The organism is Clostridium sp. Ade.TY (assembly GCF_000498355.1).
In the GTDB taxonomy this organism is placed as follows: Bacteria; Bacillota; Clostridia; order Clostridiales; family Clostridiaceae; genus Clostridium.
Genome location: NZ_AVSV01000029.1, coordinates 151239 through 172493, shown reverse-complemented (window position 1 = coordinate 172493; position 21255 = coordinate 151239). Strand labels below are relative to the sequence as shown.

The 21255-nt window shown below is 22.7% G+C and carries 28 protein-coding genes; 16 read left to right on the top strand and 12 right to left on the bottom strand.

Translation table 11 applies throughout. The features are described from left to right. Positions 1–169 precede the first annotated feature (169 nt). From O212_RS0112470 to O212_RS0112460, 3 genes are all read left to right on the top strand, one after another. Complete coding sequence (locus O212_RS0112470; RefSeq protein WP_024615433.1) at positions 170–571, top strand: hypothetical protein; 402 nt, start codon at positions 170–172, stop codon at positions 569–571. Positions 572–1025: 454 nt separating this feature from the next. Further along, complete coding sequence (locus tag O212_RS0112465) at positions 1026–1502, top strand: hypothetical protein (protein WP_024615432.1); 477 nt, start codon at positions 1026–1028, stop codon at positions 1500–1502. A gap of 113 nt (positions 1503–1615) precedes the next feature. After that, positions 1616–1837 (top strand): hypothetical protein, encoded by a 222-nt coding sequence (locus O212_RS0112460; protein WP_024615431.1) that lies wholly within the window; start codon positions 1616–1618, stop codon positions 1835–1837. A 54-nt stretch (positions 1838–1891) separates the two neighbouring features. Here the strand turns inward: O212_RS0112460 and O212_RS0112455 are convergent, their stop codons facing one another. The 3 genes from O212_RS0112455 to O212_RS0112445 form a co-directional block, all read right to left on the bottom strand. Further along, positions 1892–2398 (bottom strand): AAA family ATPase, encoded by a 507-nt coding sequence (locus O212_RS0112455; protein ID WP_024615430.1) that lies wholly within the window; start codon positions 2396–2398, stop codon positions 1892–1894. Positions 2399–2558: 160 nt separating this feature from the next. Then, positions 2559–3125, bottom strand: coding sequence for a GNAT family N-acetyltransferase (locus O212_RS0112450; RefSeq protein WP_024615429.1), 567 nt, complete (start codon positions 3123–3125; stop codon positions 2559–2561). Between the two features lie 126 nt (positions 3126–3251). Further along, the gene (locus O212_RS0112445) at positions 3252–3629 is read right to left on the bottom strand and encodes a hypothetical protein (RefSeq protein ID WP_024615428.1); all 378 of its coding nucleotides are present in this window, start codon (positions 3627–3629) and stop codon (positions 3252–3254) included. Positions 3630–3835: 206 nt separating this feature from the next. On the opposite strand from O212_RS0112445, the gene O212_RS0112440 reads away from it, so the two are divergent. The 9 genes from O212_RS0112440 to O212_RS0112385 all read left to right on the top strand — a co-directional run bounded on the left by O212_RS0112440 (position 3836) and on the right by O212_RS0112385 (position 11083). Beyond that, a complete protein-coding gene (locus O212_RS0112440; protein WP_024615427.1) occupies positions 3836–4210 on the top strand; it encodes a hypothetical protein in 375 nt (124 codons plus the stop codon). 367 nt (positions 4211–4577) lie between these two features. Beyond that, the gene (locus tag O212_RS0112435; RefSeq protein WP_024615426.1) at positions 4578–4898 is read left to right on the top strand and encodes a DUF3784 domain-containing protein; all 321 of its coding nucleotides are present in this window, start codon (positions 4578–4580) and stop codon (positions 4896–4898) included. Positions 4899–5121: 223 nt separating this feature from the next. Then, positions 5122–5655 (top strand): GNAT family protein, encoded by a 534-nt coding sequence (locus O212_RS0112430; RefSeq protein WP_024615425.1) that lies wholly within the window; start codon positions 5122–5124, stop codon positions 5653–5655. A 16-nt stretch (positions 5656–5671) separates the two neighbouring features. Further along, positions 5672–6052 carry a hypothetical protein gene (locus tag O212_RS0112425; RefSeq protein ID WP_024615424.1) on the top strand — a complete coding sequence of 127 codons (381 nt, stop codon included), beginning with the start codon at positions 5672–5674 and terminating at the stop codon, positions 6050–6052. Between the two features lie 170 nt (positions 6053–6222). Further along, positions 6223–6603 (top strand): DUF4440 domain-containing protein, encoded by a 381-nt coding sequence (locus O212_RS0112420; RefSeq protein WP_024615423.1) that lies wholly within the window; start codon positions 6223–6225, stop codon positions 6601–6603. A gap of 77 nt (positions 6604–6680) precedes the next feature. Then, on the top strand, positions 6681–7655 hold the full coding sequence (locus O212_RS0112415) for an HD domain-containing protein (RefSeq protein ID WP_024615422.1): 975 nt from the start codon (positions 6681–6683) through the stop codon (positions 7653–7655). Between the two features lie 1780 nt (positions 7656–9435). Then, complete coding sequence (locus tag O212_RS16705) at positions 9436–9588, top strand: hypothetical protein (RefSeq protein ID WP_160166419.1); 153 nt, start codon at positions 9436–9438, stop codon at positions 9586–9588. A gap of 393 nt (positions 9589–9981) precedes the next feature. Further along, positions 9982–10602, top strand: coding sequence for a flavodoxin family protein (locus tag O212_RS0112390; RefSeq protein ID WP_024615419.1), 621 nt, complete (start codon positions 9982–9984; stop codon positions 10600–10602). A 22-nt stretch (positions 10603–10624) separates the two neighbouring features. Further along, a complete protein-coding gene (locus tag O212_RS0112385) occupies positions 10625–11083 on the top strand; it encodes an NUDIX domain-containing protein (protein WP_024615418.1) in 459 nt (152 codons plus the stop codon). Positions 11084–11207: 124 nt separating this feature from the next. Here the strand turns inward: O212_RS0112385 and O212_RS0112380 are convergent, their stop codons facing one another. From O212_RS0112380 to O212_RS0112360, 5 genes are all read right to left on the bottom strand, one after another. Continuing rightward, complete coding sequence (locus O212_RS0112380; RefSeq protein WP_024615417.1) at positions 11208–12560, bottom strand: MATE family efflux transporter; 1353 nt, start codon at positions 12558–12560, stop codon at positions 11208–11210. Positions 12561–12778: 218 nt separating this feature from the next. Beyond that, entirely contained in the window at positions 12779–13042 is a 264-nt protein-coding gene (locus O212_RS0112375) for a hypothetical protein (protein ID WP_024615416.1), read from the bottom strand. A gap of 30 nt (positions 13043–13072) precedes the next feature. Next, positions 13073–13336, bottom strand: a complete 264-nt coding sequence (locus tag O212_RS0112370; protein ID WP_024615415.1) for a hypothetical protein — start codon at positions 13334–13336, stop codon at positions 13073–13075. Between the two features lie 24 nt (positions 13337–13360). Further along, positions 13361–13843 carry a DUF4829 domain-containing protein gene (locus O212_RS0112365; RefSeq protein WP_024615414.1) on the bottom strand — a complete coding sequence of 161 codons (483 nt, stop codon included), beginning with the start codon at positions 13841–13843 and terminating at the stop codon, positions 13361–13363. A 69-nt stretch (positions 13844–13912) separates the two neighbouring features. Beyond that, positions 13913–14113 (bottom strand): hypothetical protein, encoded by a 201-nt coding sequence (locus O212_RS0112360; RefSeq protein WP_024615413.1) that lies wholly within the window; start codon positions 14111–14113, stop codon positions 13913–13915. 179 nt (positions 14114–14292) lie between these two features. Between O212_RS0112360 and O212_RS0112355 the strand changes: the two genes are divergently transcribed. From O212_RS0112355 to O212_RS0112345, 3 genes are all read left to right on the top strand, one after another. Continuing rightward, the gene (locus tag O212_RS0112355; RefSeq protein WP_024615412.1) at positions 14293–14853 is read left to right on the top strand and encodes a sigma-70 family RNA polymerase sigma factor; all 561 of its coding nucleotides are present in this window, start codon (positions 14293–14295) and stop codon (positions 14851–14853) included. After that, entirely contained in the window at positions 14846–15481 is a 636-nt protein-coding gene (locus O212_RS0112350) for a hypothetical protein (protein WP_024615411.1), read from the top strand. Before O212_RS0112355 ends, O212_RS0112350 begins: the two co-directional genes overlap by 8 nt. Positions 15482–15748: 267 nt before the next feature. Beyond that, positions 15749–16072, top strand: coding sequence for a hypothetical protein (locus tag O212_RS0112345; protein ID WP_024615410.1), 324 nt, complete (start codon positions 15749–15751; stop codon positions 16070–16072). A 200-nt stretch (positions 16073–16272) separates the two neighbouring features. On the opposite strand, the gene O212_RS0112340 is transcribed toward O212_RS0112345, so the two are convergent. Both O212_RS0112340 and O212_RS0112335 read right to left on the bottom strand, forming a co-directional pair. Further along, positions 16273–16827 carry a manganese efflux pump gene (locus O212_RS0112340; RefSeq protein WP_024615409.1) on the bottom strand — a complete coding sequence of 185 codons (555 nt, stop codon included), beginning with the start codon at positions 16825–16827 and terminating at the stop codon, positions 16273–16275. Positions 16828–16961: 134 nt separating this feature from the next. After that, positions 16962–17411, bottom strand: coding sequence for a hypothetical protein (locus O212_RS0112335; protein ID WP_024615408.1), 450 nt, complete (start codon positions 17409–17411; stop codon positions 16962–16964). A gap of 451 nt (positions 17412–17862) precedes the next feature. Here O212_RS0112335 and O212_RS0112330 point away from each other — a divergent pair, with 451 nt between their 5' ends. Next, positions 17863–18228, top strand: a complete 366-nt coding sequence (locus O212_RS0112330) for a hypothetical protein (RefSeq protein WP_024615407.1) — start codon at positions 17863–17865, stop codon at positions 18226–18228. A 72-nt stretch (positions 18229–18300) separates the two neighbouring features. Here the strand turns inward: O212_RS0112330 and O212_RS0112325 are convergent, their stop codons facing one another. Both O212_RS0112325 and O212_RS0112315 read right to left on the bottom strand, forming a co-directional pair. Continuing rightward, positions 18301–18696 (bottom strand): hypothetical protein, encoded by a 396-nt coding sequence (locus tag O212_RS0112325; protein WP_024615406.1) that lies wholly within the window; start codon positions 18694–18696, stop codon positions 18301–18303. 944 nt (positions 18697–19640) lie between these two features. Continuing rightward, positions 19641–20891, bottom strand: a complete 1251-nt coding sequence (locus tag O212_RS0112315) for a CapA family protein (protein WP_024615405.1) — start codon at positions 20889–20891, stop codon at positions 19641–19643. Positions 20892–21255 lie beyond the last annotated feature (364 nt).

Below are 21255 nucleotides of genomic sequence, written 5' to 3'. Positions count from 1 at the left end.
TTATTTATGGAAAGTTGAAATCTTTGAAAAGCCTTGTTTTATAAGGGGTTTAAGTACTTAAATAAATCTTATGTTTTATTAATACAAAATTAATATTTAACATATTGTAAATAACCTTTAGTTATAATAAAATTTATTTAATTTATAAAATAAAAGGGAGGCTTAAGGTATGGACGTAAAAGAAAAATTAATAGATTTAATTATATTAAATGGTAATAAAGATGAGATTAAACAATTAGAAGATAAGGCTCTAAGTGAAGACATATTTGATGTAGATAACGGTAAAGAAATTACACGTAAAAAAAATGAAAGCCTTGGAAGTTACATAGACAGATATTCAATTGAAATACTTAAAAACTTTTCAAAAGAAAAATATTTAAAGTTAAAAGGCTTAGCAGAAATTTATAATAGCAAAGGTGATAGCAATGAAGTTGTTGTTACTATGACTATTGATAATGAACCAAAGCAAAATGTTATAGGAAAACATAAAGGTAAGATTGCAGCAGGAGCAGTAGCATTAGCAGCAGGAACAGCTTTATTTAAAATATTTTCAAAGAAAAAGTTTAAATAATTAATTAAAGATTAAACTAAGAGATAAACTAGATAATGCTTATCTCTTTTTTATTTATATAAAAATATAAAAAATTATATGAAGTTGCAGAAGGTATAAGTAAGATTTTAGAATAAGAACTTGATACAGCAATAGGACTTGATAAATAAAACAATGGAGTTACAACAAATTATCTAAGTAATTACCATAAATTGATGGTACTTTTAATTAAGATAAAGATATAATTAGAATAAAAAATTTATTAGTACACGTTAATATTTCACATAATCATACGAATAGCAAAGTATTTTTAAAAAATACAAATTTTACTTAATATTTATAGAATTGTAATTAATTGTTGATGTATAATAAATGTATATAGTATTGAACAAATCTATTATTATAATACATAAATAAACAAATGAAGAATAATTAGTAAGATAAAAATTATTTTAATATAAAAGGAATGGGGTTTTTGAGAAAAATAATTATAAGTATATTAATTTGTTTATTTTTTTTGGTTGGATGTTCTAATTCTAAATTTCCTAAAACTTATCCTAAAATGACTATAGAATATAATGGTGAAAATTTTGAAACCAAAGCAAATGAGGTAACATGGGCAGAAACTTATACTAAGGGAGAATCAATAGGAAGTAGCTTAATAAGTATGCCAGAGGTAGACATTGCAAAAGAAATGGATTTTATAAATGTTAATCCAAAAGGTACAATAAACTTTAAACTTGAATATGATAAAGATATTTCTGAAATATTTGCAGTTTCAGTAGAAGGAACAGGGCTTGATAGAAAAGAAATTCCAATAGATATTACGGAGAATTCTATTAAAGTTCCAAATGAAAAAGGTGATTATATTTACTCAATAAAAGTAACATGGGATTCTACACCTCAATCAACTCATTTTGTTAGCTATGTATTTAAACTTAGGGTTGTTTAAATTTGTACCTTTCTAGTATTAGTTTAAAAAAATAGATAATGTGTTTAAAATATAATTTTGAAATTTATAATTATAGTATAATGGATAAAATATTTTAATAAGGAGGATTTAAAATGAATCCAGGACAAGAAAAATTTTTAAACTTTATAATGGAAAGAGTATCTGATGAAAATAAAAATAAAGCAAAAGAATTATTAAGTGAAAGTTTTGAAAAACAAAATGATGGTACTTTTAATAGAGCATATTTAGTAGAATTTATTCCGAAGATGATGGGATTAATAAAAGAAGAGAATATTGAAGAAGTTAAAAATATAATGACTAATTTTAAAGGTTAATTAAATGACATAGCCCTAACATATAAGTAATTTATATAATGTTAGGGCTTAAGTTTATTTAAATATTATGTTCTTTATTTCTGATACTACTTCATGTAAATATTTAGAAGTTGTATCTATTTTAATAGTGTCCATTTTATTATATAAAGATAATCTTTCTAAGCTTCTTTGGATATTACTAGAATCTCTTAATCCATTTTTTATATCTTTTTCTATTCTAGAAATTAATACATCTTTTTTACATAATAATGATATTTTATATACATCTACATTACAAAGTATTAGTTTATTTAAAATAGTCTCCATTATTTCATCTGTATGTATAACCCAATTGAATATAATATATTGACTAGATGAGTTTTTAATAAAATTATTTAATATATAAGTTATATTATTTAAAACCATACTTTTATTTTCTTCATTTACTATAAAAGGATTCATCATCCAGCAATTATCACCATCTAACCAAAAAGAGTTTTCAAGTTCTTTATAAAGAAGCTTGCTTATAGTTGTTTTACCAACTCCCATAACTCCATTTATTATTATTAATTTCTTTCTCATAAAGTTCTCCTTAAAAAATATTAGTCTATGTTGAATTATTTAAAAAGCTTTATACTAAGTTAAAAATTAATTTATCAATACTTGAAAATATATTTAATAAGATTAATTAGTGAATTAATAGTAATAAAGTTAATACATAAACTAATATTAAAACATAAATTTATTCAAAAAGCTGTTTGTATTCATATGAAAGAATTGAATACATTGAGTAATCGCATATTCCTTGATTATTCATATCAGCTTGTCTAAGAGTTCCTTCATATTTCATATTACATTTTAACATTACTTTGCCTGAATTTGGATTATTAGGGTCATGTCTTGCTTCAACGCGATTTGCTTTAACTTCAGTCATAAAATAATCAATTAAAGCATTTAATGCTTCAGAAGTAACCCCTTTATGCCACCATTTTTCTCCGATACAATAGCCTATATGAACTATTCCTAGTTTTTCATTCTGGTCAACAATACTAATACTTCCAATAGGTTCATCACATGTTTCTTTAAAAACAATTGCCCATTGATAATAGTTTTTGTTTTTATACTCAGAGATCCAAGAATTTAAAATTTCTTTTGTAACTTCTATATTTTCATGAGGTTTCCAAGTCAAAAACTTAGTTACATTAGAACTATTTGACCAGTTTCTAAACATAGCTTCTGCATCTTCTAATTTAAATTGTCTTAAAATTAATCTTTCTGTTTCAATATATTTTGTTCCTAAATGATTCATAATAGCCCCCTTTTTAATTGTTTCTTTATAATGGATTAATAGAATATTTTAAATAATTAAATTGTTTTTTATAACCTAAATCAGTAATTTATTTTAAAAATATATTAGTAATTTAAAGTATATTACTTAAGTATTTTTTTTATTATTCTTCATGGAAAATTTTATTGTTATAAAAATAATAACTAATATTAAACATTCAGCCTCAAATATAGAAATACTTGTACTATGAATATCTGATTTATTGAATAATAAAATTATTATGCTGGAAATTAACATTAATAGACCACATATAGTCCATACTTGACCATATTTTTTATAAGAATTTAAATTTTCAGGTAGAGTAGTATTTTTATCATCTGATAAACCTGAAAATAACATAGATATTGGAATAATTAAATTTAATAGTTTATTTGTACTTTTATATAGATTATGTTTTTGCATTAAACCTATGATAATCATTAGTAAGGGAATACATATGTTACAAATTAAAATAAAAATATTCATACTATACGCCTCCTACATAAATTATATCAAAACATTAGAAAAAATAGAAATTTAAAGAAATTTTTAATGGAAGTATAAAATTTTATCTTTTTATTATTAATTAAATATTTTACTACAAATTAATAAAAATACTTAATTAATATGGTAATAAATGTAAAATTAGCATAAAATAATAATAGTGATATAAGTTTATAGGGGGATTTATTGTGGATAGTAAGAGCATTAAGTCATTTGTTATGTGTGTTATTTGGGGAATTGTATGGGGAGCTATATTATATGGATGTGCAATACTTATAGTTCAAAATAGTAATGAAAAATTAGCTGATGTTTTATTTATAGAAGGGGTTATAAGTATAATGTTTGGACTTTTTTCATGTGTTGGAGGAAATTCTATTGGTCTTTCTATTCAAGGACTTGGACAAAATAATGCTCAGTATATTGGAAGTTCAAATCTTTCTATATCAAAGATGGAAAAAGAAAAGTTTAAAAATAATGTTAAGATTACAGTTAGTACAAGTTTAAGTATGGTTTCTTTTATTGTTGCAGGAATCATATGTATTGGGATTAATTTTATTGTTTAGTAACTGATTAAATAAAATTAATTTTTAAATTTATGGATTTTAACAAAAAGATATGTATTTTAATTATAGGGGAGAATTACTTTAGTAATTAGTTTTTTTATAATTAGAAGGTTTAAAGAGTTTGCTTAATTATTTAGAGAATAATTGATTATTAAATATATAATAAAAGGGACAAGTATTGCACTTAATATGATTAATATAAGAATAAACTTTTATGTTAATCATATTTAGTATTAAACTTGTCCTTTTGGATTTAAGTATATAAAAATTTTATTCTAGTTACATAAAAGCAAAAGAATAATTAAGAAATATCAACTTACAAAATATGGTATAATAATAATAAAGACTATGGGATAGGGAGGAAAGTATGGAGTTAGTTTATTTTATAACACCAGTACTTCTTTGGGGAATTGCTTTAATAATAGGAAGTGGAAAGGCAAACTTTTTAATTGCTGGATACAACACAGCATCAAGAGCAAAAAAGGGGAAAATAGATGAAAAAGCATTAAGTAAATTTATGGCTAAGTTTCTTTTTGTATTAGGGTTTATTCAATTGATTTTACCAGTTGCTAAAATTTTTAATATTAGTTATTTTGATTCTATTTTGATTTTGGAAAACATAATATTTATTTTTGTTGTAATTGGAGGAATTATATATATGAATACGGGGAATAGGTTTAGTAAGTAAGCTGATTATTTATATAATAATAATTTGGAATAATGATTAAAAAAAGCTATGTTTTAAGTAAATATTGATTTTTATAAATTACTTTGAGTATTTAAATTTTAATAATAAATTTAAATAGTAACTATATATAAAAATCAAAACTATTTTAAGGCATAGCTTAAAGTTTATTTTAAATGAAATAGATTATAAAAATTTTAGAATAATAAAAGAAGGGGAATTTTATATGCTTAAATTATGTGGGAAAAATATTTATCTTTCAGCTATTGAAAGGGAGCATTGTATGATTTTATGGGCAGAAAATGAGTATGATTTTAATCTTATGACAGAGCCTTTAAATATTGGTCATTCTATAGTTAAGTCTGATTTATGGTTTAATGAAATACAGGAATTACAAGGAAATACTCATATAAGGCTTGGAATATTTTTAAATGATGGAACTATTATAGGAGATATTGCACTTCAAAATATAAATTGGCAACATCGCTCATGTGATGTTGGAGCTGGAATTGCAAAAATAGAAAATAGATCTAAAGGTTATGGGGGAGAGGCTTTAAAGCTTTTACTTGAATATGGATTTAATAATCTTGGACTTGAAAGAATAAGTGCAACTACTTTAGAACAAAATATTTTATCAAAAAAACTTTTAATTAAAACAGGGTTTGTTCAAGAAGGTGTAGAGAGAAAGGCATTTTATTTTGCAGGGAAAAGGTGGGATAAGCTAAACTATGGAATGTTAAGGGAGGAATATAATAAATAAAGAGTGGGGACAGTATATGAAAGAAAAAAGTTTAATAGGAATTAAGTTTATTGGTTGGTTTCAAATACTTGGTGCATTAATTGTACTTTTAACATTAAATGTTAAGCAAACTCCAGCATTTAATGTTAGATTTGCTGTACCATTTCTTCCAGAAGTATTAGTGAAAATATTTGTAATAATATTATCTTTAATAATTGGTTATGGATATTTAAAGAGAACTAAGTGGGGATATTTCAGTATGCTTATTTATTCTATTTTATTTTGTTGTATTAGTATATTTCAGATGAATCAATATAATGCTCAACCATTTATAGGTAATTTTATTTATTCGGCATGTGTTGTTATATATACAATATTACATTTTAAGTATTTCAATAAAAGTTTGGGATTGGTATAAATTTAATTAAAGATAAAGTTAAATACAATAAAAAAGCGAATATGATAAGTTGTGTTTTGGTGATAAACTTAATTAAAGATAAAGGACAGGCTAATGCTTGTCCTATTTTAATATAAATTATATATGGTACAATTATACAAATAAACTATAGTACTAAGGGAATTTTTAAAATGGATAATTTAAAGGAACATATATTAAATTTAGAAAATGATTTATTAAAATCAGAGGTAAGAAAAAGAGCGGAAAAAATAAATGAATTATTATCAAATGAATTTATTGAGTTTTGTAGTTCAGGAGGAGAGTACTATTATCAAAATGGAGATGTATTTCAAGAAAGTGATGATAATAATGAATTAGATTGGGAGATTACAGACTTTGAAATTAAAATGTTATCAGATGATTGTATATTGGCAATGTATAAATTAATAAAACATGATGAGATAAATGAAAGTAAAAAATATTTACTTCGTAGCTCAATATGGAAACTTATTAATGGAAAGTGGAAAATGTTTTTTCATCAAGGAACTTGTACAGAGAGGTTTGATAATTAAATATATTTTTATAAATTTTAAGCTATATAAAAATTAACATTAAAGATAAATTAGTAATTTAAATAAGGAGGGAAGTTATGAAGATTATAGATTGTATATATGGTGAGCATGAAGTTGAACCAATTATTGAAAAGCTTATTAATACAAAAACAATGCAAAGATTAAAAAATATTCATCAAGGTGGTGGAGTTTTTCTTGTTAATAATAAGTGTAATGGAAGCAGGTATGAACATTCAATTGGAGTTATGTTATTTATAAAAATTATGGGGGGAACAGTTGAAGAACAAATTGCTGGGCTTTTACATGATATATCTCATACAGCTTTTTCACATGTAATAGATTTTGTTTTTGATAATAAAAATGAAGATTATCATGAGAAAATATATGAGAAGATTATTGAATCCTCTAATATTCCTAAAATATTAGAGGAGAATGGATATGATTTTAAAGATATAGTTTTTAATGAGGAGAAGTGGACAATTTTAGAGAAATCTTTACCTAAATTATGTGCAGATAGAGTTGATTACACTTTAAGAGATATGTATCATTATGGAACTATTTCAAAAGAAGAAATAAATAATTTTTTAAAGGATGTAACTGTATTTAATGGGGAAGTAGTAATAACATCAATAGAAAGTACAAAATGGTTTGTAAATACATATTACAAGGAAGTTATAGATTATTTTATGAATCCTATGCACATATATGCAAATGATACACTTGCAAGAGGGATAAAGTTAGCATTAAATTTAAATTATATCAAAGAAGAAGACTTGTTAGAAGATGATGAGTATATTTTAAATTTACTTAAAAATTGTAATTCAGAAGAGGTAAGAAGTCTTATAAATTCAATTAATAAAGATGCAAATATAATTGAAGATGAAAAGAGATATGATATTTTTAGAAAAAATAAATTAAGAATAATTGATCCAAGTATTTTAATAGATGGAAAGCTGTTTAAAGCATCAGAGAAAATAGAATCTATAAAAGATATAAATGAAAAGGCATTAAAGAAAGCTAGTAAGGGTGTTTATATTAAAATATTAGATTGATATATATTGAAAAACATTAAGTTTAAGTTAGAAAATAAAATATGGTATTAAATAATAATTTTCTTTAAGGTTAAGTACAGGTTTATACTTATAATTATAGTTAAGATTATGTGTGTTTTAAAAATAAAATTTAACTAATATAACTTATAAGAGATTTAATTTAAGGAGAAAAATTATGATAAAAAAATTGAAGATAAATTAACAGATAGTCAATACATAATATTAGCAGTTATATTATCAATTTTATCAGGAGTATTAATACAAGTTTTAGTATATACAATATTTTCAAATATTAAATTTAATTTAGGAATTAATTCTTTATTAAGTGAATCAATTGGATTTAAAATTATATTTATGTGTATAGTTGGGCCTATTATCGAATCTGGATTAATTATATTTATAATTTTTATTTTAAAATCAATTCATATAAAAAATAAAGTATATTTATTAATAATAACAACAATTATTTTTTCATTAACACATAGTTATAGTTTATTATATATAATTATAATTTTACCATCTTGCTTTATATTAATATATTCATATTTATTTTATAAATCTAAAAAGTTATCTAATTTTAAAATAATGTTATATATACATATATTAAATAATACTTTAGGTGTATGTTTTAATTATTTATTATATCAAATTTTTATTTAAAATAAACATTTTATTTTTAGAAAAATATGGTATACAGACTAAAGAAAAATTATTATACTTAATATTATAAGATTATATTATTTATAAATAATAGGATAGTAAAATCTAGTTTATATAAAAGAAGCTAAAAATTTATTTTTGGATAGCTTCATTAAATGGATAAAATATTATTTAAGAAATGAGTTATTGTAGAAGCAAATATTGAGTTTGTTTTTAATGATATATAAGTGTAATATATGTGTTTAATAAATAATTTTAAAAATCCTAATAAGAATAATATTATATTAAATTTATAAAAGTCAAATACAAGATTTCTTCCTATATGAATAAAAGCAAATAAAATAGCAACAATTATTATAGAAAGAAATTTATTTTTCATAAATCCTGAAAATCTACTTTGAAGAAATCCTCTAAATATAATCTCTTCAACTAAAGCAATTTGTATGAGTTGTATAAATGAATATATTATAAAATTAAAATCAAATATTATATCTTTAAAAATGTAATTTAAAAAGATAAATCTTATCACTAATATAGGAATAAAATAAAAAATACCTTTAAAGATAGATAAGAAAAATCTATTGATATTAATACCTATAGTTGATAAAGATTGTTTTTTATAAGCTAAAAATATAAATATAGGGTATAGTTGTAATATAACTAATAAAAAATTAATTAATAATTTAAGTAATGGAATATTACTTAAAATTAATAAGTTAGATTTTACTATATTAAAATAAATTATAGTTATTAGGAATATATAGATATAATAAATTAAAGAAAATGCAATATCAGATTTATTGTATTTTTTAGAAAATATATAATTATTCATAAAATATCTCCGTTAATTATTAATATTATAATTATAACATGATTTACAAAAATTGTATTTTTTATTTTAAAAGAATGTCAAAGAAGAGGAATTGGAATGTTACTTTTAGATTATTGTTTTAATAAGATGATTAGTTATAAACGTATAGTTGTTTGGGATTTAAGTGAAAATTATAAGGTTATAAAGGTTTAGAAAAGTTATGGATTTAAGGAAGATTGAATAAAAAGAAACATAACACTTGAAGAACTTATAGAAGAAATAAGAATTATTAAAATAAAGGGGATAAGTATGGGGATAATTAACTTTATTATAGATTTAATATTTTATATTGTGGATATATTTGAAACATGGAAAGAAAAAGATGAGAAAATATTATCAAAAATAATTTGTACTATTATTACATTAGGATTTATCATTGTAAGTTTTAAAATTTGGAATTAATATAGAGAAACATTAGAGAGGGAATTTTTAATATTCTCTCCTTTTTTATAGGAAAGTATAAAATTTTAAATGTTATAAAATCATATATAGAATAATTTATAAAGTTTTAAAATTAAAAAAAGAAAATTAAATAGAATAACGAAAACTACTTTTTTATACAATAAAAAGAATAAAAATTAAGTTAGGGCTGAAGGGGTAGTATAGTATTAAACTTAATAATAATTTAGAATATAGTATAAATTTTTAAAAATATTTAAATTATTAAGTAATAATTTCCTTTAAATTAAAGTAAAGGGTTATACTTATAATTAGAGTTAAAAATATATGTGTGTTTTAAAAAGAACATTTAACTCATATAACTTATAAGGGATTTAATTTAGGGAGGTAAAAAATATGAAAGTAATATTAGTTAATGGAAGTCCAAATGAAAAGAAATGTACTTATACAGCTTTAAGTGAAGTAGCAAAAACTTTAGAAGAAAATGGAGTTGAAACTGAAATATTTCAATTAGGAAACAAGCCTATGGCTGATTGTATTGGTTGTGGAGCATGCAAAAAGACAGGTGAATGTTTTAGAGGAGATAAAGTAAATGAATTTGTAGAAAAGGCAAAAAGTGCAGATGGATTTGTATTTGGTTCACCAGTTTATTATGCATCAGCAAGTGGTTCTTTAAGTTCATTTTTAAATAGAGTATTTGTTAGTGGAGGAAAACATTTAGCATTTAAAGTAGGTGCTTCTGTTTGTAGTGCAAGACGTGCTGGAACAACATCAACTTTAGATGAAATAAATAAATATTTTACAATATCAAATATGCCTGTTGTAAGCTCACAATATTGGAATATGGTACATGGTTCTAATGCAGAAGATGTAAAAAATGATTTAGAAGGTATGCAAACTATGAGAACTTTAGGTAGAAACATGGCTTGGCTTTTAAAATGTATAGAACTTGGAAAAGAAAATAATATTAATAAACCAGAGTTAGAAGATAGAGTATGGACTAACTTTATAAGATAAATTATTTTTAAGGGGAAAATATATGGATAAGCACTTTACTGTTTCTGTATTTGTAGTATGTGAAGATAAAGTTTTACTACATTTACATAAAAAAGCTAAAAAAATACTTCCTTTAGGTGGACATATTGAAGTAAATGAATCACCAGAGGAAGCGTGTATTCGTGAAGTAAAGGAAGAAGCAGGTTTAAATATTAGTTTGTATAATAAAATAGATAAAAATTTAAAAGAGGCATGTGATTTATCTGGAGAAAAACTTTTAATAAATCCTATCCATTCAGTTTTTGGTAAAGTAGGTAAAGATCATTATCATATGGATTTTGTTTATTATGGAATTTCTGAATCTTTTGATTGTGTGCCAGGGGTTTTAGAATCTAAAGTCCTTAAATGGTATAGCAAGGAAGATTTAAAAAGGGCAGATAATATTCAAAGTAATATTTTAATTATGGCAAATGAAGCTTTAGATTTACTTTGTAAGAAATAATTTTAAATTTTATTAAATAGAAAAAGATATTATAAAGATTTATTTTTTATAATTTATTAAAACTCAAAAATTTTATTTAATAAAAAGAAAAGGGAAGTAGCTTTTATGCTATTTCCCTTTAAATTTATTTAAACAATTTATCTTTTTTATAATATCTAATTAATACAATAATAATTACAATACCTTTTAATATACTTGTTAAACTTACAGCCCACCAAACACCATCTATTCCTAAAAGATTAGGACTTGATAAAATATAAGCTAAAGGAACTCTAGCTCCAGTTAAAACAATACTAATTATTGATGGAATATGAGTTTTTGAAACACCATTAAATATTCCTGATGTAGTAATTTCTATACACATAAATATTTGTGAATAACCAAGTATTTTAAGGTAAGATGTACCTTGAATAATTGCATCTTGTTCTGGAATAAATATTGAGAATACATAGTTTCCAAAGAATATAAGAAGTATAGAAGCAAATAATCCAACACCAAGTGCAATTAATAAAATTGCTTTATATCCTTTAAGTATTCTATCGAACTTTTTAGCTCCAAAGTTTTGTCCAACAAATGCTCCAAGAGCAACAGCAAGTCCTTCTGTAGTCATCCAAGAAATAGATTCTATTTGAGAACCAACCTTTTGAACAGCAATAGGGACAGGTCCCCAAACTGCAATAATTCTTCCAAGTATCATTGCAAATACAGTGAATAATCCACTTTGGATAGCAACAGGAGTACCAATTTTACATATTGTTTTTGCACATTTAAAGTTAAAATTCTTAAGTAAATTAACCTTTAAATAAGAATAATTGCTTTTAAATATATTATATAAAAATAATAAAGATACAAATATTTGAGCTATAACAGTTGCAATAGCAGCTCCTAAAACTCCGAGTCCTTCAAAGTTTCCAAAGCCAAGTATAAGAATTGGATCTAAAATAATATTTACTATAAGACCACATGTATTTACGAAAAATGGCATTCTACTATTACCAATAGCATTGAATATTGAAGTAAATACTGGATTAATAAAATAAAAAGGTAATCCAAAGACAATAGCAACTAAATAAGTTTCTGCCATATGTATAACTTCTTTATCACCTAAATTAAAGAAACCAATTAAAGGTCCTTTAAATAATATTAAAACTAATGAATATAAAATTGCTAATATAATATTTATTTGAAGAGCAGTTCTAATATAATTTTTGGCTCCGTCAAAATCGCCTCTTCCAACACTTTGGGATACCTTAACTTCAGCTCCCATTTTTGAAACTATAACAAATGCCATTGCAAGCCAAGTAAAGAATCCAGCAGTACCAACAGCAGCAACAGCAGAACTACCAACTCTTCCAACCCATATCATATCAATCATGTTATAAGCCATCTGAATAAATGAAGTTCCCATTATTGGAAGTGAAAGTGCAATAAGTTTTTTTATAATAGGACCTTCAGTAAGATTTAATGTTTTTCCCATATATGTGTAACTCCCTCTCTAAATTTATTAAATTATTATATTATAGCCTTTATATTTTACAATTTCAAGAAAGAACAATAATAAAGTAGAGTACTTTAAAAATATTAGTACTCTACTTATTGTATTTAAAAATATAAAATCGAATAATATTATTTATACTTTTAATATATTAAAGTTGTGTATTAAAAATTAGTTTATTGAAATATACAAATTGGAATTTAACTTTTCTCTTTTAATATATCAACTAAATTAAGTATTTTAAACAAAGCATCACATAAGTATTTTAAAAATATTATTGCGAGTATTGGTTTTATAAATGTTAATATTACTAGAAAAATTAATGAAAATGAATCAAGAAATGGAGTAGGGAATGTTACACCCTTAGATAGAAGAATAAATATTGAAGATAAACAGTATAGCGTTCCGCTTATAAATATTCCACGAACTATTTTATTAGAATCTTTTTTACCAAACTTAAACATCTTTGTTTGTCCCCCTAATAAGTTTAAAAATTAATCAAATAATTTAGATAATAATTGTTTAAATATAGGAATAGAATTTATTACTATTAAAATAATAGAAAATATTGCTGTTAGTACAACACCAATAAATGATAATAAACTTCTAATAAAATCAACACTCATGGAAAGAGAATTAAATCCGATACTATTATCAAATATAGCAAATAATGCTGAGTTAAATATAGACGAGTTAAGTAATACAAGAAGAATACTTCCTAAAATACAGTAAAGTAATTTTATATTATTTTTATCCATATAAATAAACCCCTTTTTATAAATTTATACTCCCATGTCATCAATTAGCCATGGAGAATTTGAATCCTTTCTTATAACAAAGTACCAACAGTCATATGTTCCACTATCTTGAGGACCTATGCCATCTTTTTTGTAATTTATTTCATATTTAACTTTAAAAACTTTAAGGTTATCTTTTGTTGTCTTATTTATTGACCCCATTCCATTAGTTAAATAACCTCCTCTAACATTTTCATCCGTTTCTTCTTCAATATTTAGTAGTTTTACATTTTTTAAATTCTCAAATCCCCAAACTACATTTGGAGCATTATATCTTTGGGTTAAAGTAGTTAACATCTTGTCTTTATCTTTTTCATTTTGATATTTAAAATAATTTTCTACTACAACTTTAGCAGAGTCATTTGTAGAATCCTTTTCTTTATTGATATTATTTGAGCAACCAACAAAAATAAATAAAGTAATAATAGTAATCATTAAAATATTATTGATTTTTAAATTATTTTTCATATTGTACCCCCATACAAAACAATATTTGTAATTTAATATTATTATTTATAAAAAGATTTTTTTATTTGATTATTTGATTTTATGGAGGTTATCAAAGAATACAGAAATTTCTCCACACTTTGGGCATACAGCTGCTTTTATCTTTCCTTTATTGTCTGAAAGAATTCCACTTCCTTTTCCTAGTACAACAGATGCTTGAGCAGTAAAATTTTCAGTTTTTAGCATATAACCTTCAGCCATAATTTCATTACATCTTAAACACTTTCTCATAACATTACCCCTTTCAAATATAAAATAAATTATATAAACAAATTATACCATAATATGGAATAAAACTATTTATATAAATGGAGGTTATAACTTTAAATAAACTAATTATAAATATATGGTCAGAAATTAGGAGTTTAGTTCGTCTATAATATAAATAGGTAAATAAGGAGGGGGATTATATGACTGATAATGAAATTGTATTAGGGCTTACACATAATAATAAAAATGCTTTTAATGAATTAATAAATAATTACACGGTACCTCTTTTAAAAATTATAAAAGGAATATTAAATAAATCTCATGAAGGAGATTTTATAGAGCAATGCTTTGATGATACTATTATAAAAATTTGGAGAAAAATAGATTCATATAAAGGTGATAGTGAATTTAAATATTGGATTTTTACAATTGCTAGAAATACAGCATTAGATTATAAAAGAAAGTTAAACAAATATTATGAAGAGGAAGAATTAAAAGAAAATCACATAAAAACAAAGAGTGCTGAAGAAGAGTATTTTATTATAGAAAATAATAATTTAGAAAATAAAATAATAAATAAATTAAATGATAAAGATAAAAGGTTATTTTTAGATAAATTTATATTTGGATTAAGTACAGATGAGATTTGTAAAAAATATTTTTTAAGTGAAAATATAATCTACAAAAGAATAAGCAGATTAAAAAAGAAATGTATAAAAATTAAAAATAACATGGAAAAGGAGGGAAATGTATATGAGTAAAGAAGAAATCATGACTGAAGAGGAATTTAAAAAATATGAAAATATAAAAGTAAGTGATGAATTGGTTGAAAAAATTAAAGAAAATAGTAAGGACTCCTTTTATAAAAAAATGTTTAAAGAATCACTAAATAAATTTAAAGACGTATTAGACAAAGGGGAATATATAGAAAATTATATTGTTGGATTTAATTATACTGATAACGCAACAAGGTCATATACATCATTAATAGTGCCTTGGATTTCAAATCCAATGTTTTTTGATTGGACTGAATATTCTATATTAGTTAAAACAAATAAAAAGATTTATATAGTAAATCTTGATATGTTTAATAAATTTATAAAGAAGATTGAAGTTATAAATAATTTTGATAGATATACTAAAAATAAAAAGAATATATATGTAAAATTAAAATGTGTGGAAGAAAATGAAGATAGTGGGTATAAGGTACTTACATTTTATAAAGAGAATAAAGATAGGGTAGATGAATTTTTTGATGATTGTAATGTTAATATTATAAATAAAAGGTATATTGAATCTGTAAATGTAGTAGCTGTTATTGAAATGATAATTGTAATAATTGTAATAATTTATCTTGCAAAAAAGTGGAATTTTATTCAGTATTTTTAAGGTCTATAAGTATTGAAAGAAAAGCATATAAATAGTTAACCATTTAATTTAAGTAACAAATAATATGAAAATATAACTATTGTACCAATTATGGCAATTAAATTGTATCAAATAATATCAACAGAATAATATTAAGAAAAGATATTATCACTTTATAATTTTATTAATTTAAAGAGATTTGTGTTTAAAAATGATTTTATATTGTGATTAATATTTTATATAATAAATAATAATATTTATTATTCTTGTATGAGGTGGAGAGGTATTATGGAGCCAGATTTAATAGGAATTTTGATTTTTGCTTTTTTAGCAGGGGGAATAGTAACATTCATTGGAGCAATAATAAAATTCTTTAATGCAGGAGATATTCTTAATTTTTATGATGAAAAAAAGCATAATAAAGATAAGGTATCAAAGTTAGTGGGAGGGGATATGTTTTATACTGGTTTATGTATAATTTTTATTGCAATAATTAGTATATTTTTAAGTGATAAGTATCATTATGCTATGATGATGACTCAAGTAGCTATATTATTAATAGGCTTAATGATTTCATTCTATCACTTCTTTTGGACTTGTAGAAAAAAATGATAAGACTGTTCATTTTGGACAGTCTTATTTTTAATTTATAAAAGAGTATAAAATTTTTGAAATATTAAAGTTATTAATATAAATGATTTTAAATAGTTAAAGCTATAAAATTGCAACTAGGAATTAAGTTTGGTTAATTTTATTTTTATGTATTAAGTAAATAGTTTAATAAGAAAATACAATATCAATTTAAATTTTAATTAAAAACATTCTACTATTCCAAGAATAATAAGTATAACACCGGAGATAATACCAGAATATTTCCCAAGTAATTTTCCAACAACATGATCTCCAAGTGATTGTCCCAAAATTATTGTTCCTATACTAAATATAAAATTAAATATACATACAAGAGGAATACTTAATCCTGTAACACTTGAAGCAACACCAACTCCAAGATTATTTAAAGTAAGTCCAATAGCCAATACAATAGTTGCTTTAAAGCTAATATTTTTATATGAATTATTAAGAGATTTAGTGTCATTATTTTTACTTAATATACTTTGAAAGGTAAAATATACTCCCATAAGTATTAAAACAAAAGCACCTAAAAGGTTAGCCATTTCATTAGGTAATAGTTTGGATAAAAATGTACCAACAGACATAGATAAAAATGTACCTATAGTACCAATTATGGCAATTAAAAAGTTATCAAGTAGAGTTATTCTTTTATTGCTAATTTCATATGATGTTCCAATTACTAAGTTATCTAAATTAGCGGAAACACCAAATAAAATTGCTGTTAAAAATTTCATATCAAAAAGTCCTCCTTAAAATGATAAAAGGCTAGGTAGAATGTCTATATAAGACAGCCTACTTAGCCTTTTAATTTACATTTTCTAAGTGTTAATTAAATTTTTATAGAAAGTATATAAACTAAAATAGGGGTTTACTCAAAATCTTTTTTAAATTCATCAACTAATTTTCTTTCATCTGACTTACTAATGTTATTATCTTTAGCAAATTGTTTCATTCCGTCATCAAACATTTTGTTAAATTCTTTTATAATTTCAGCACTTGATTTGCCTTCTTCTTTTTCAATCTTAATAAGAATTCTTTCGCAATCTTTTAAGAATTTAATTTTTTCATGGGCTTCAAGTTTAGTTTCATGTTTTAAATCTTTTATAGTATCTAAGTCTAATTTCTTTTCAGCTCTTGCAATACTTGAAGGTTCATCAGAGTTTTTAGTTGTCTTAATATCTTGTTTCATTTTTCCAAGTTCATCAAGATCATTTGCTCTTTCAGTTTTAATGTCTTCTTTTACACCTTTAAAAAATTCTTTTGTTTCTTTAATTTCATTTTTTTCATTTGTTTTAACATCTTTAACGTCATTACTCATAATAAATCACCTCAATTTAAAAAATATTTATATAAGTTATAATTCCATATTCTAAAGCTCAAAATTATTTGAGCTTTAGAATATTAAATTTTATGGTTATAAAGGGGGGATGGGGAGTTAAGTAGATTAATATTATATTAAGGATAAGCATTAATGTTTTACTTTTAAAAGAATATTAATCTACTTAACTTTTCTTATCTACAAGTACATTATAACAAGTAAATTTAGAAAATAAACATGTGTAAATCAAGATTAATAGCTTTATAGTTGAATATTCAAAATTGGTAATATTTGTTCATTTATGACTCAAATAATAAAATTTAAAATAGAGTTTGAACAAATATATTTAATTTTAAACATAATAAAAAAAGCATTTATTTATGTGGTAATATAGTAAATAATTTTTAATTTTTAGAGATATTTTTATTTGAATTATAGAGGTGGTATAAAAATGAAAACAAAGGATATAAAATTAAACATTAATAAAGAAAATGCAATATATATTTTGCAAATGGAAATAAATAAGCTTAAAGATATGACAGGTACAAATTCAATAAAATTAGCAATAGAAGATATTTTATTAAAGCTTGATGAAGTTTTATATGATGAGAATTTAAAAAAGGTTTTTAAGGAAAAGGAAAGTGATTTACTTCATGAAGATATTTTAAAAGCAAAGGAAAATGCAATAGACTTTTTAAGTAGCTTAATTTATGAAATTGATGATAAAAATTATAATGATATAAAAGGAATTTCAGATGAAACTGCAATAAATATTGTTGAAAATGCTTTAAACATTAAAGATAAAAAAGAAAATTAATTATAATTGTATATTGATTTAATATATAAAAAGATGGGGTGCATATATTTTTATACAATCCATCTTTTTTATTTAATCAAATAAATCTTTATCTTTAACATCTTTAGTTAGTCTTCCTTTTAAGTAATCCTTAAGCTTAAAGAATTTAAATATTATAGGTAAAACTAAAAATAATATAATAAGAGTTGATGAAATATTTCTATATTTATATGAGATAAATTCAAAAAATAAATTGCTAATAAAAAATGTAATTACAAGAGCTATCATTAAACAAATAACAATAATTAATATTAAAACAAAATTATTTTTGTATCTAAAAAGGTTATCCCATCTTTCTTCATTCATTTTAAAACCTATTTTCATAAAAAGAAATGTTCCCATAATAAGACCAATTAGAATTAATGCAAAAACTATACTAAGTACAGAATAAGAAATTAAAAATATAATTAAATCTAAAATAAAACTCATAAATCCCCCTTTAATTTAAATACGTTCTGTTAAGTTATATGAAAATTACTATTTAAAATATTTAATTTTTAATAATCATTAGAATAATAATTTAGTACTATATGAAAGATAATATTATTAAAAAACATAACTTTATTAAAAAAATCTAAGCTTACTTTATAAATATATTAATATTATACACTGAATCAAATTAAAGCCTAAAAATATTTTAAAATTAAATCAAAAATTTTTTTTTGCGTTTTTTAATAAATGCATATATGTAAAGTAGATAAAAATTTTTTATAGGGGGAGTTTAGATTAATGAAAAAAATAATTTTAGGGTATTCACAAGAAGCAACATTAAATTTAGGCTTAGATCTTAAAGATTTACAAATTTTAAGATACATTTATGACTTTATAAAATTAGGATAAATTGATGGAGAAAGATTTTAGTGTATTAAATCAGAAATTTTACTTAACAGAGAAATGGAAAAACTGGTACAGTAGAACTTAGATATTTAGAAGAATATCAAAAAATAGAAAATTTATAAATAGGTATTTACTTATTATAAAAATAAAAAATAAATATTTGTATTATAACTGAGGAAGATGTATATTAAATACATAAAGAGCTTGTTTATTTTTTCATATATTTATTTTACTGTGAGGCATCTTATGACACTTACCTCACTTTGGATATTAATGTTTTCTCAAGACATTAAATTAGAATATTAATCAAAATTATAAGATGCCTTATATGATAAATAAAAAAACTTTATAAAACTTTATATTTGTTTATATTAAATTATTGTGAAAAAGTACCCTAGAATGATTTCACTAAAAATAAACCCTATATTAACTATCAATTGAAACTTAGTTACATAAATAAATATAAAGTTGGTGGCAGCAAAAAGACTTAGAAGTAGTACCCTAAGTCTTTTTTATTTACATATATTTATTTCTGTTTAATTTATAGGTGTGTTTTCAAATGAAGTTACACCTAATATTTTTTCAGTATCATGCAATGATCTTAAATCACCATTATATGCAGCATCATTAAGGTCAAATTTCTTTGGATCCTTGCTTGCAGGTATAACTGGGATAATTGTATGTGTATATAAATCTTTTCCTTTAGGTCTTCTATAAACCCAAGTTGGAACTACTTCATAAGAGTTAAGCTTTAATTTATTATTTGTAAGTCCTAAAGTAAATTTAAATAATAATCCATCTTCAGGTAAATAATTATGAAGTCTTTCATAACATTGGTTAGATAAGAAATTACCTTGAGAATATGTAACAAAAGTTTTAAAACCATGTTTATTACTTAAGACTTCATAAGGTTCAATTACATGAGGGTGTCCACCAAGTACTATATCAACACCTAAATCATTCATTTTCTCTGCAATTTCTTTTTGGTATTTATTTGGTTTAGTACTATATTCATCTCCAAAGTGGAATGAACCTACTATAAATTCAACTCCTTCTTTTTTCATTTCTTTTATAGAAGTTTCAATATTTTTATAAAGAGTACCTAAATCATCATAACTAAAAGCATTAACAAGTGGCTTAACAGCAGATGGTATAGGGATACTATTTATTGAGTTTTCTGATGTTTTATATGTATAAGCAAATAATCCAAGCTTATGTCCATCAATATTGTATACTAAGTAATTTTTATCAGATGGCTTTTCTTTAACTCCTAAGTTTAAAAGACCATCTTTAGTGCTTTTCTCCATAGTACTTTTAATACCAGTTAATCCTTCGTCAATAACGTGATTTGATGCATAGTTTATTACATCAAAACCAGTGCTTTTAAGGGATTTTAAAAATCCTTCTGGAGAATTAAAAGTAGGGTATCCTTGAGGTTTTCCACCTGTAACATTACCTTCAAAAATTCCAATACTTAAATTAGCATCTTTTATATAAGGTTTTACATATTCAAAACTTTTGTCAAAATTATATGTTCCATCAGACTGTTTAGCACCAGCTATTTGAGCATCATGAGTCATCATATTTCCAACAGAAACAATTGTGTATGTTTTTTCAGAAGCTTTATTAGAATTATCTACTGAATTTTTTTTAGTAGTATCATTGTTGTTATTTTTAGAAGTGCATGATGTAAGTGTAAATCCACTAATCATAACTATTAAAATAACAGAAACAATTGTAAAGTAATTTTTTAAAGAGCTACTATTTCTTTTGTTTGTTTTTTTCATGTTGTTCCCCCTAGGTTAAGCTAAAAATTATAGCTTACTTTATTTTTGTAATGTAGAAATTTTAAGGCATTATTAATTTAAGATAGTATTTTTTAGACTATGTTTTAGTAAATATTTATTTTTTAGATAACTTTTATATTATTTAAATTTTTAAATTAAAACATAACTAAAATTTATAACTTTTATAATTATAGAAATAAATTAATTTACAGAAATATCTATATAAATAAGAATTATAAAAATATATATATAATATGGTAAATAAATTATTAAGATAAGACAATATAAAGGGATAGCTTGTTAACGAATTGTTTAAAAATAAAACATTGACTTCATAAAGTTATTATATTATTATCAATATGAT

What these genes read in the sequence shown, in the direction of transcription:
- O212_RS0112355 (WP_024615412.1), top strand. Translation starts at nt 14,293, where the DNA reads ATGACTGATAATGAAATTGTATTAGGGCTTACACATAATAATAAAAAT.
- O212_RS0112350 (WP_024615411.1), top strand. Translation starts at nt 14,846, where the DNA reads ATGAGTAAAGAAGAAATCATGACTGAAGAGGAATTTAAAAAATATGAA.
- O212_RS0112460 (WP_024615431.1), top strand. Translation starts at nt 1,616, where the DNA reads ATGAATCCAGGACAAGAAAAATTTTTAAACTTTATAATGGAAAGAGTA.
- O212_RS0112390 (WP_024615419.1), top strand. Translation starts at nt 9,982, where the DNA reads ATGAAAGTAATATTAGTTAATGGAAGTCCAAATGAAAAGAAATGTACT.
- O212_RS0112450 (WP_024615429.1), bottom strand. Translation starts at nt 3,125, where the DNA reads ATGAATCATTTAGGAACAAAATATATTGAAACAGAAAGATTAATTTTA.
- O212_RS0112335 (WP_024615408.1), bottom strand. Translation starts at nt 17,411, where the DNA reads ATGAGTAATGACGTTAAAGATGTTAAAACAAATGAAAAAAATGAAATT.
- O212_RS0112430 (WP_024615425.1), top strand. Translation starts at nt 5,122, where the DNA reads ATGCTTAAATTATGTGGGAAAAATATTTATCTTTCAGCTATTGAAAGG.
- O212_RS0112380 (WP_024615417.1), bottom strand. Translation starts at nt 12,560, where the DNA reads ATGGGAAAAACATTAAATCTTACTGAAGGTCCTATTATAAAAAAACTT.
- O212_RS0112420 (WP_024615423.1), top strand. Translation starts at nt 6,223, where the DNA reads ATGGATAATTTAAAGGAACATATATTAAATTTAGAAAATGATTTATTA.
- O212_RS0112370 (WP_024615415.1), bottom strand. Translation starts at nt 13,336, where the DNA reads ATGGATAAAAATAATATAAAATTACTTTACTGTATTTTAGGAAGTATT.
- O212_RS0112415 (WP_024615422.1), top strand. Translation starts at nt 6,681, where the DNA reads ATGAAGATTATAGATTGTATATATGGTGAGCATGAAGTTGAACCAATT.
- O212_RS0112455 (WP_024615430.1), bottom strand. Translation starts at nt 2,398, where the DNA reads ATGAGAAAGAAATTAATAATAATAAATGGAGTTATGGGAGTTGGTAAA.
- O212_RS0112340 (WP_024615409.1), bottom strand. Translation starts at nt 16,827, where the DNA reads ATGAAATTTTTAACAGCAATTTTATTTGGTGTTTCCGCTAATTTAGAT.
- O212_RS0112365 (WP_024615414.1), bottom strand. Translation starts at nt 13,843, where the DNA reads ATGAAAAATAATTTAAAAATCAATAATATTTTAATGATTACTATTATT.
- O212_RS0112360 (WP_024615413.1), bottom strand. Translation starts at nt 14,113, where the DNA reads ATGAGAAAGTGTTTAAGATGTAATGAAATTATGGCTGAAGGTTATATG.
- O212_RS0112345 (WP_024615410.1), top strand. Translation starts at nt 15,749, where the DNA reads ATGGAGCCAGATTTAATAGGAATTTTGATTTTTGCTTTTTTAGCAGGG.
- O212_RS0112445 (WP_024615428.1), bottom strand. Translation starts at nt 3,629, where the DNA reads ATGAATATTTTTATTTTAATTTGTAACATATGTATTCCCTTACTAATG.
- O212_RS0112315 (WP_024615405.1), bottom strand. Translation starts at nt 20,891, where the DNA reads ATGAAAAAAACAAACAAAAGAAATAGTAGCTCTTTAAAAAATTACTTT.
- O212_RS0112375 (WP_024615416.1), bottom strand. Translation starts at nt 13,042, where the DNA reads ATGTTTAAGTTTGGTAAAAAAGATTCTAATAAAATAGTTCGTGGAATA.
- O212_RS0112470 (WP_024615433.1), top strand. Translation starts at nt 170, where the DNA reads ATGGACGTAAAAGAAAAATTAATAGATTTAATTATATTAAATGGTAAT.
- O212_RS0112435 (WP_024615426.1), top strand. Translation starts at nt 4,578, where the DNA reads ATGGAGTTAGTTTATTTTATAACACCAGTACTTCTTTGGGGAATTGCT.
- O212_RS0112325 (WP_024615406.1), bottom strand. Translation starts at nt 18,696, where the DNA reads ATGAGTTTTATTTTAGATTTAATTATATTTTTAATTTCTTATTCTGTA.
- O212_RS0112385 (WP_024615418.1), top strand. Translation starts at nt 10,625, where the DNA reads ATGGATAAGCACTTTACTGTTTCTGTATTTGTAGTATGTGAAGATAAA.
- O212_RS16705 (WP_160166419.1), top strand. Translation starts at nt 9,436, where the DNA reads ATGGGGATAATTAACTTTATTATAGATTTAATATTTTATATTGTGGAT.
- O212_RS0112330 (WP_024615407.1), top strand. Translation starts at nt 17,863, where the DNA reads ATGAAAACAAAGGATATAAAATTAAACATTAATAAAGAAAATGCAATA.
- O212_RS0112425 (WP_024615424.1), top strand. Translation starts at nt 5,672, where the DNA reads ATGAAAGAAAAAAGTTTAATAGGAATTAAGTTTATTGGTTGGTTTCAA.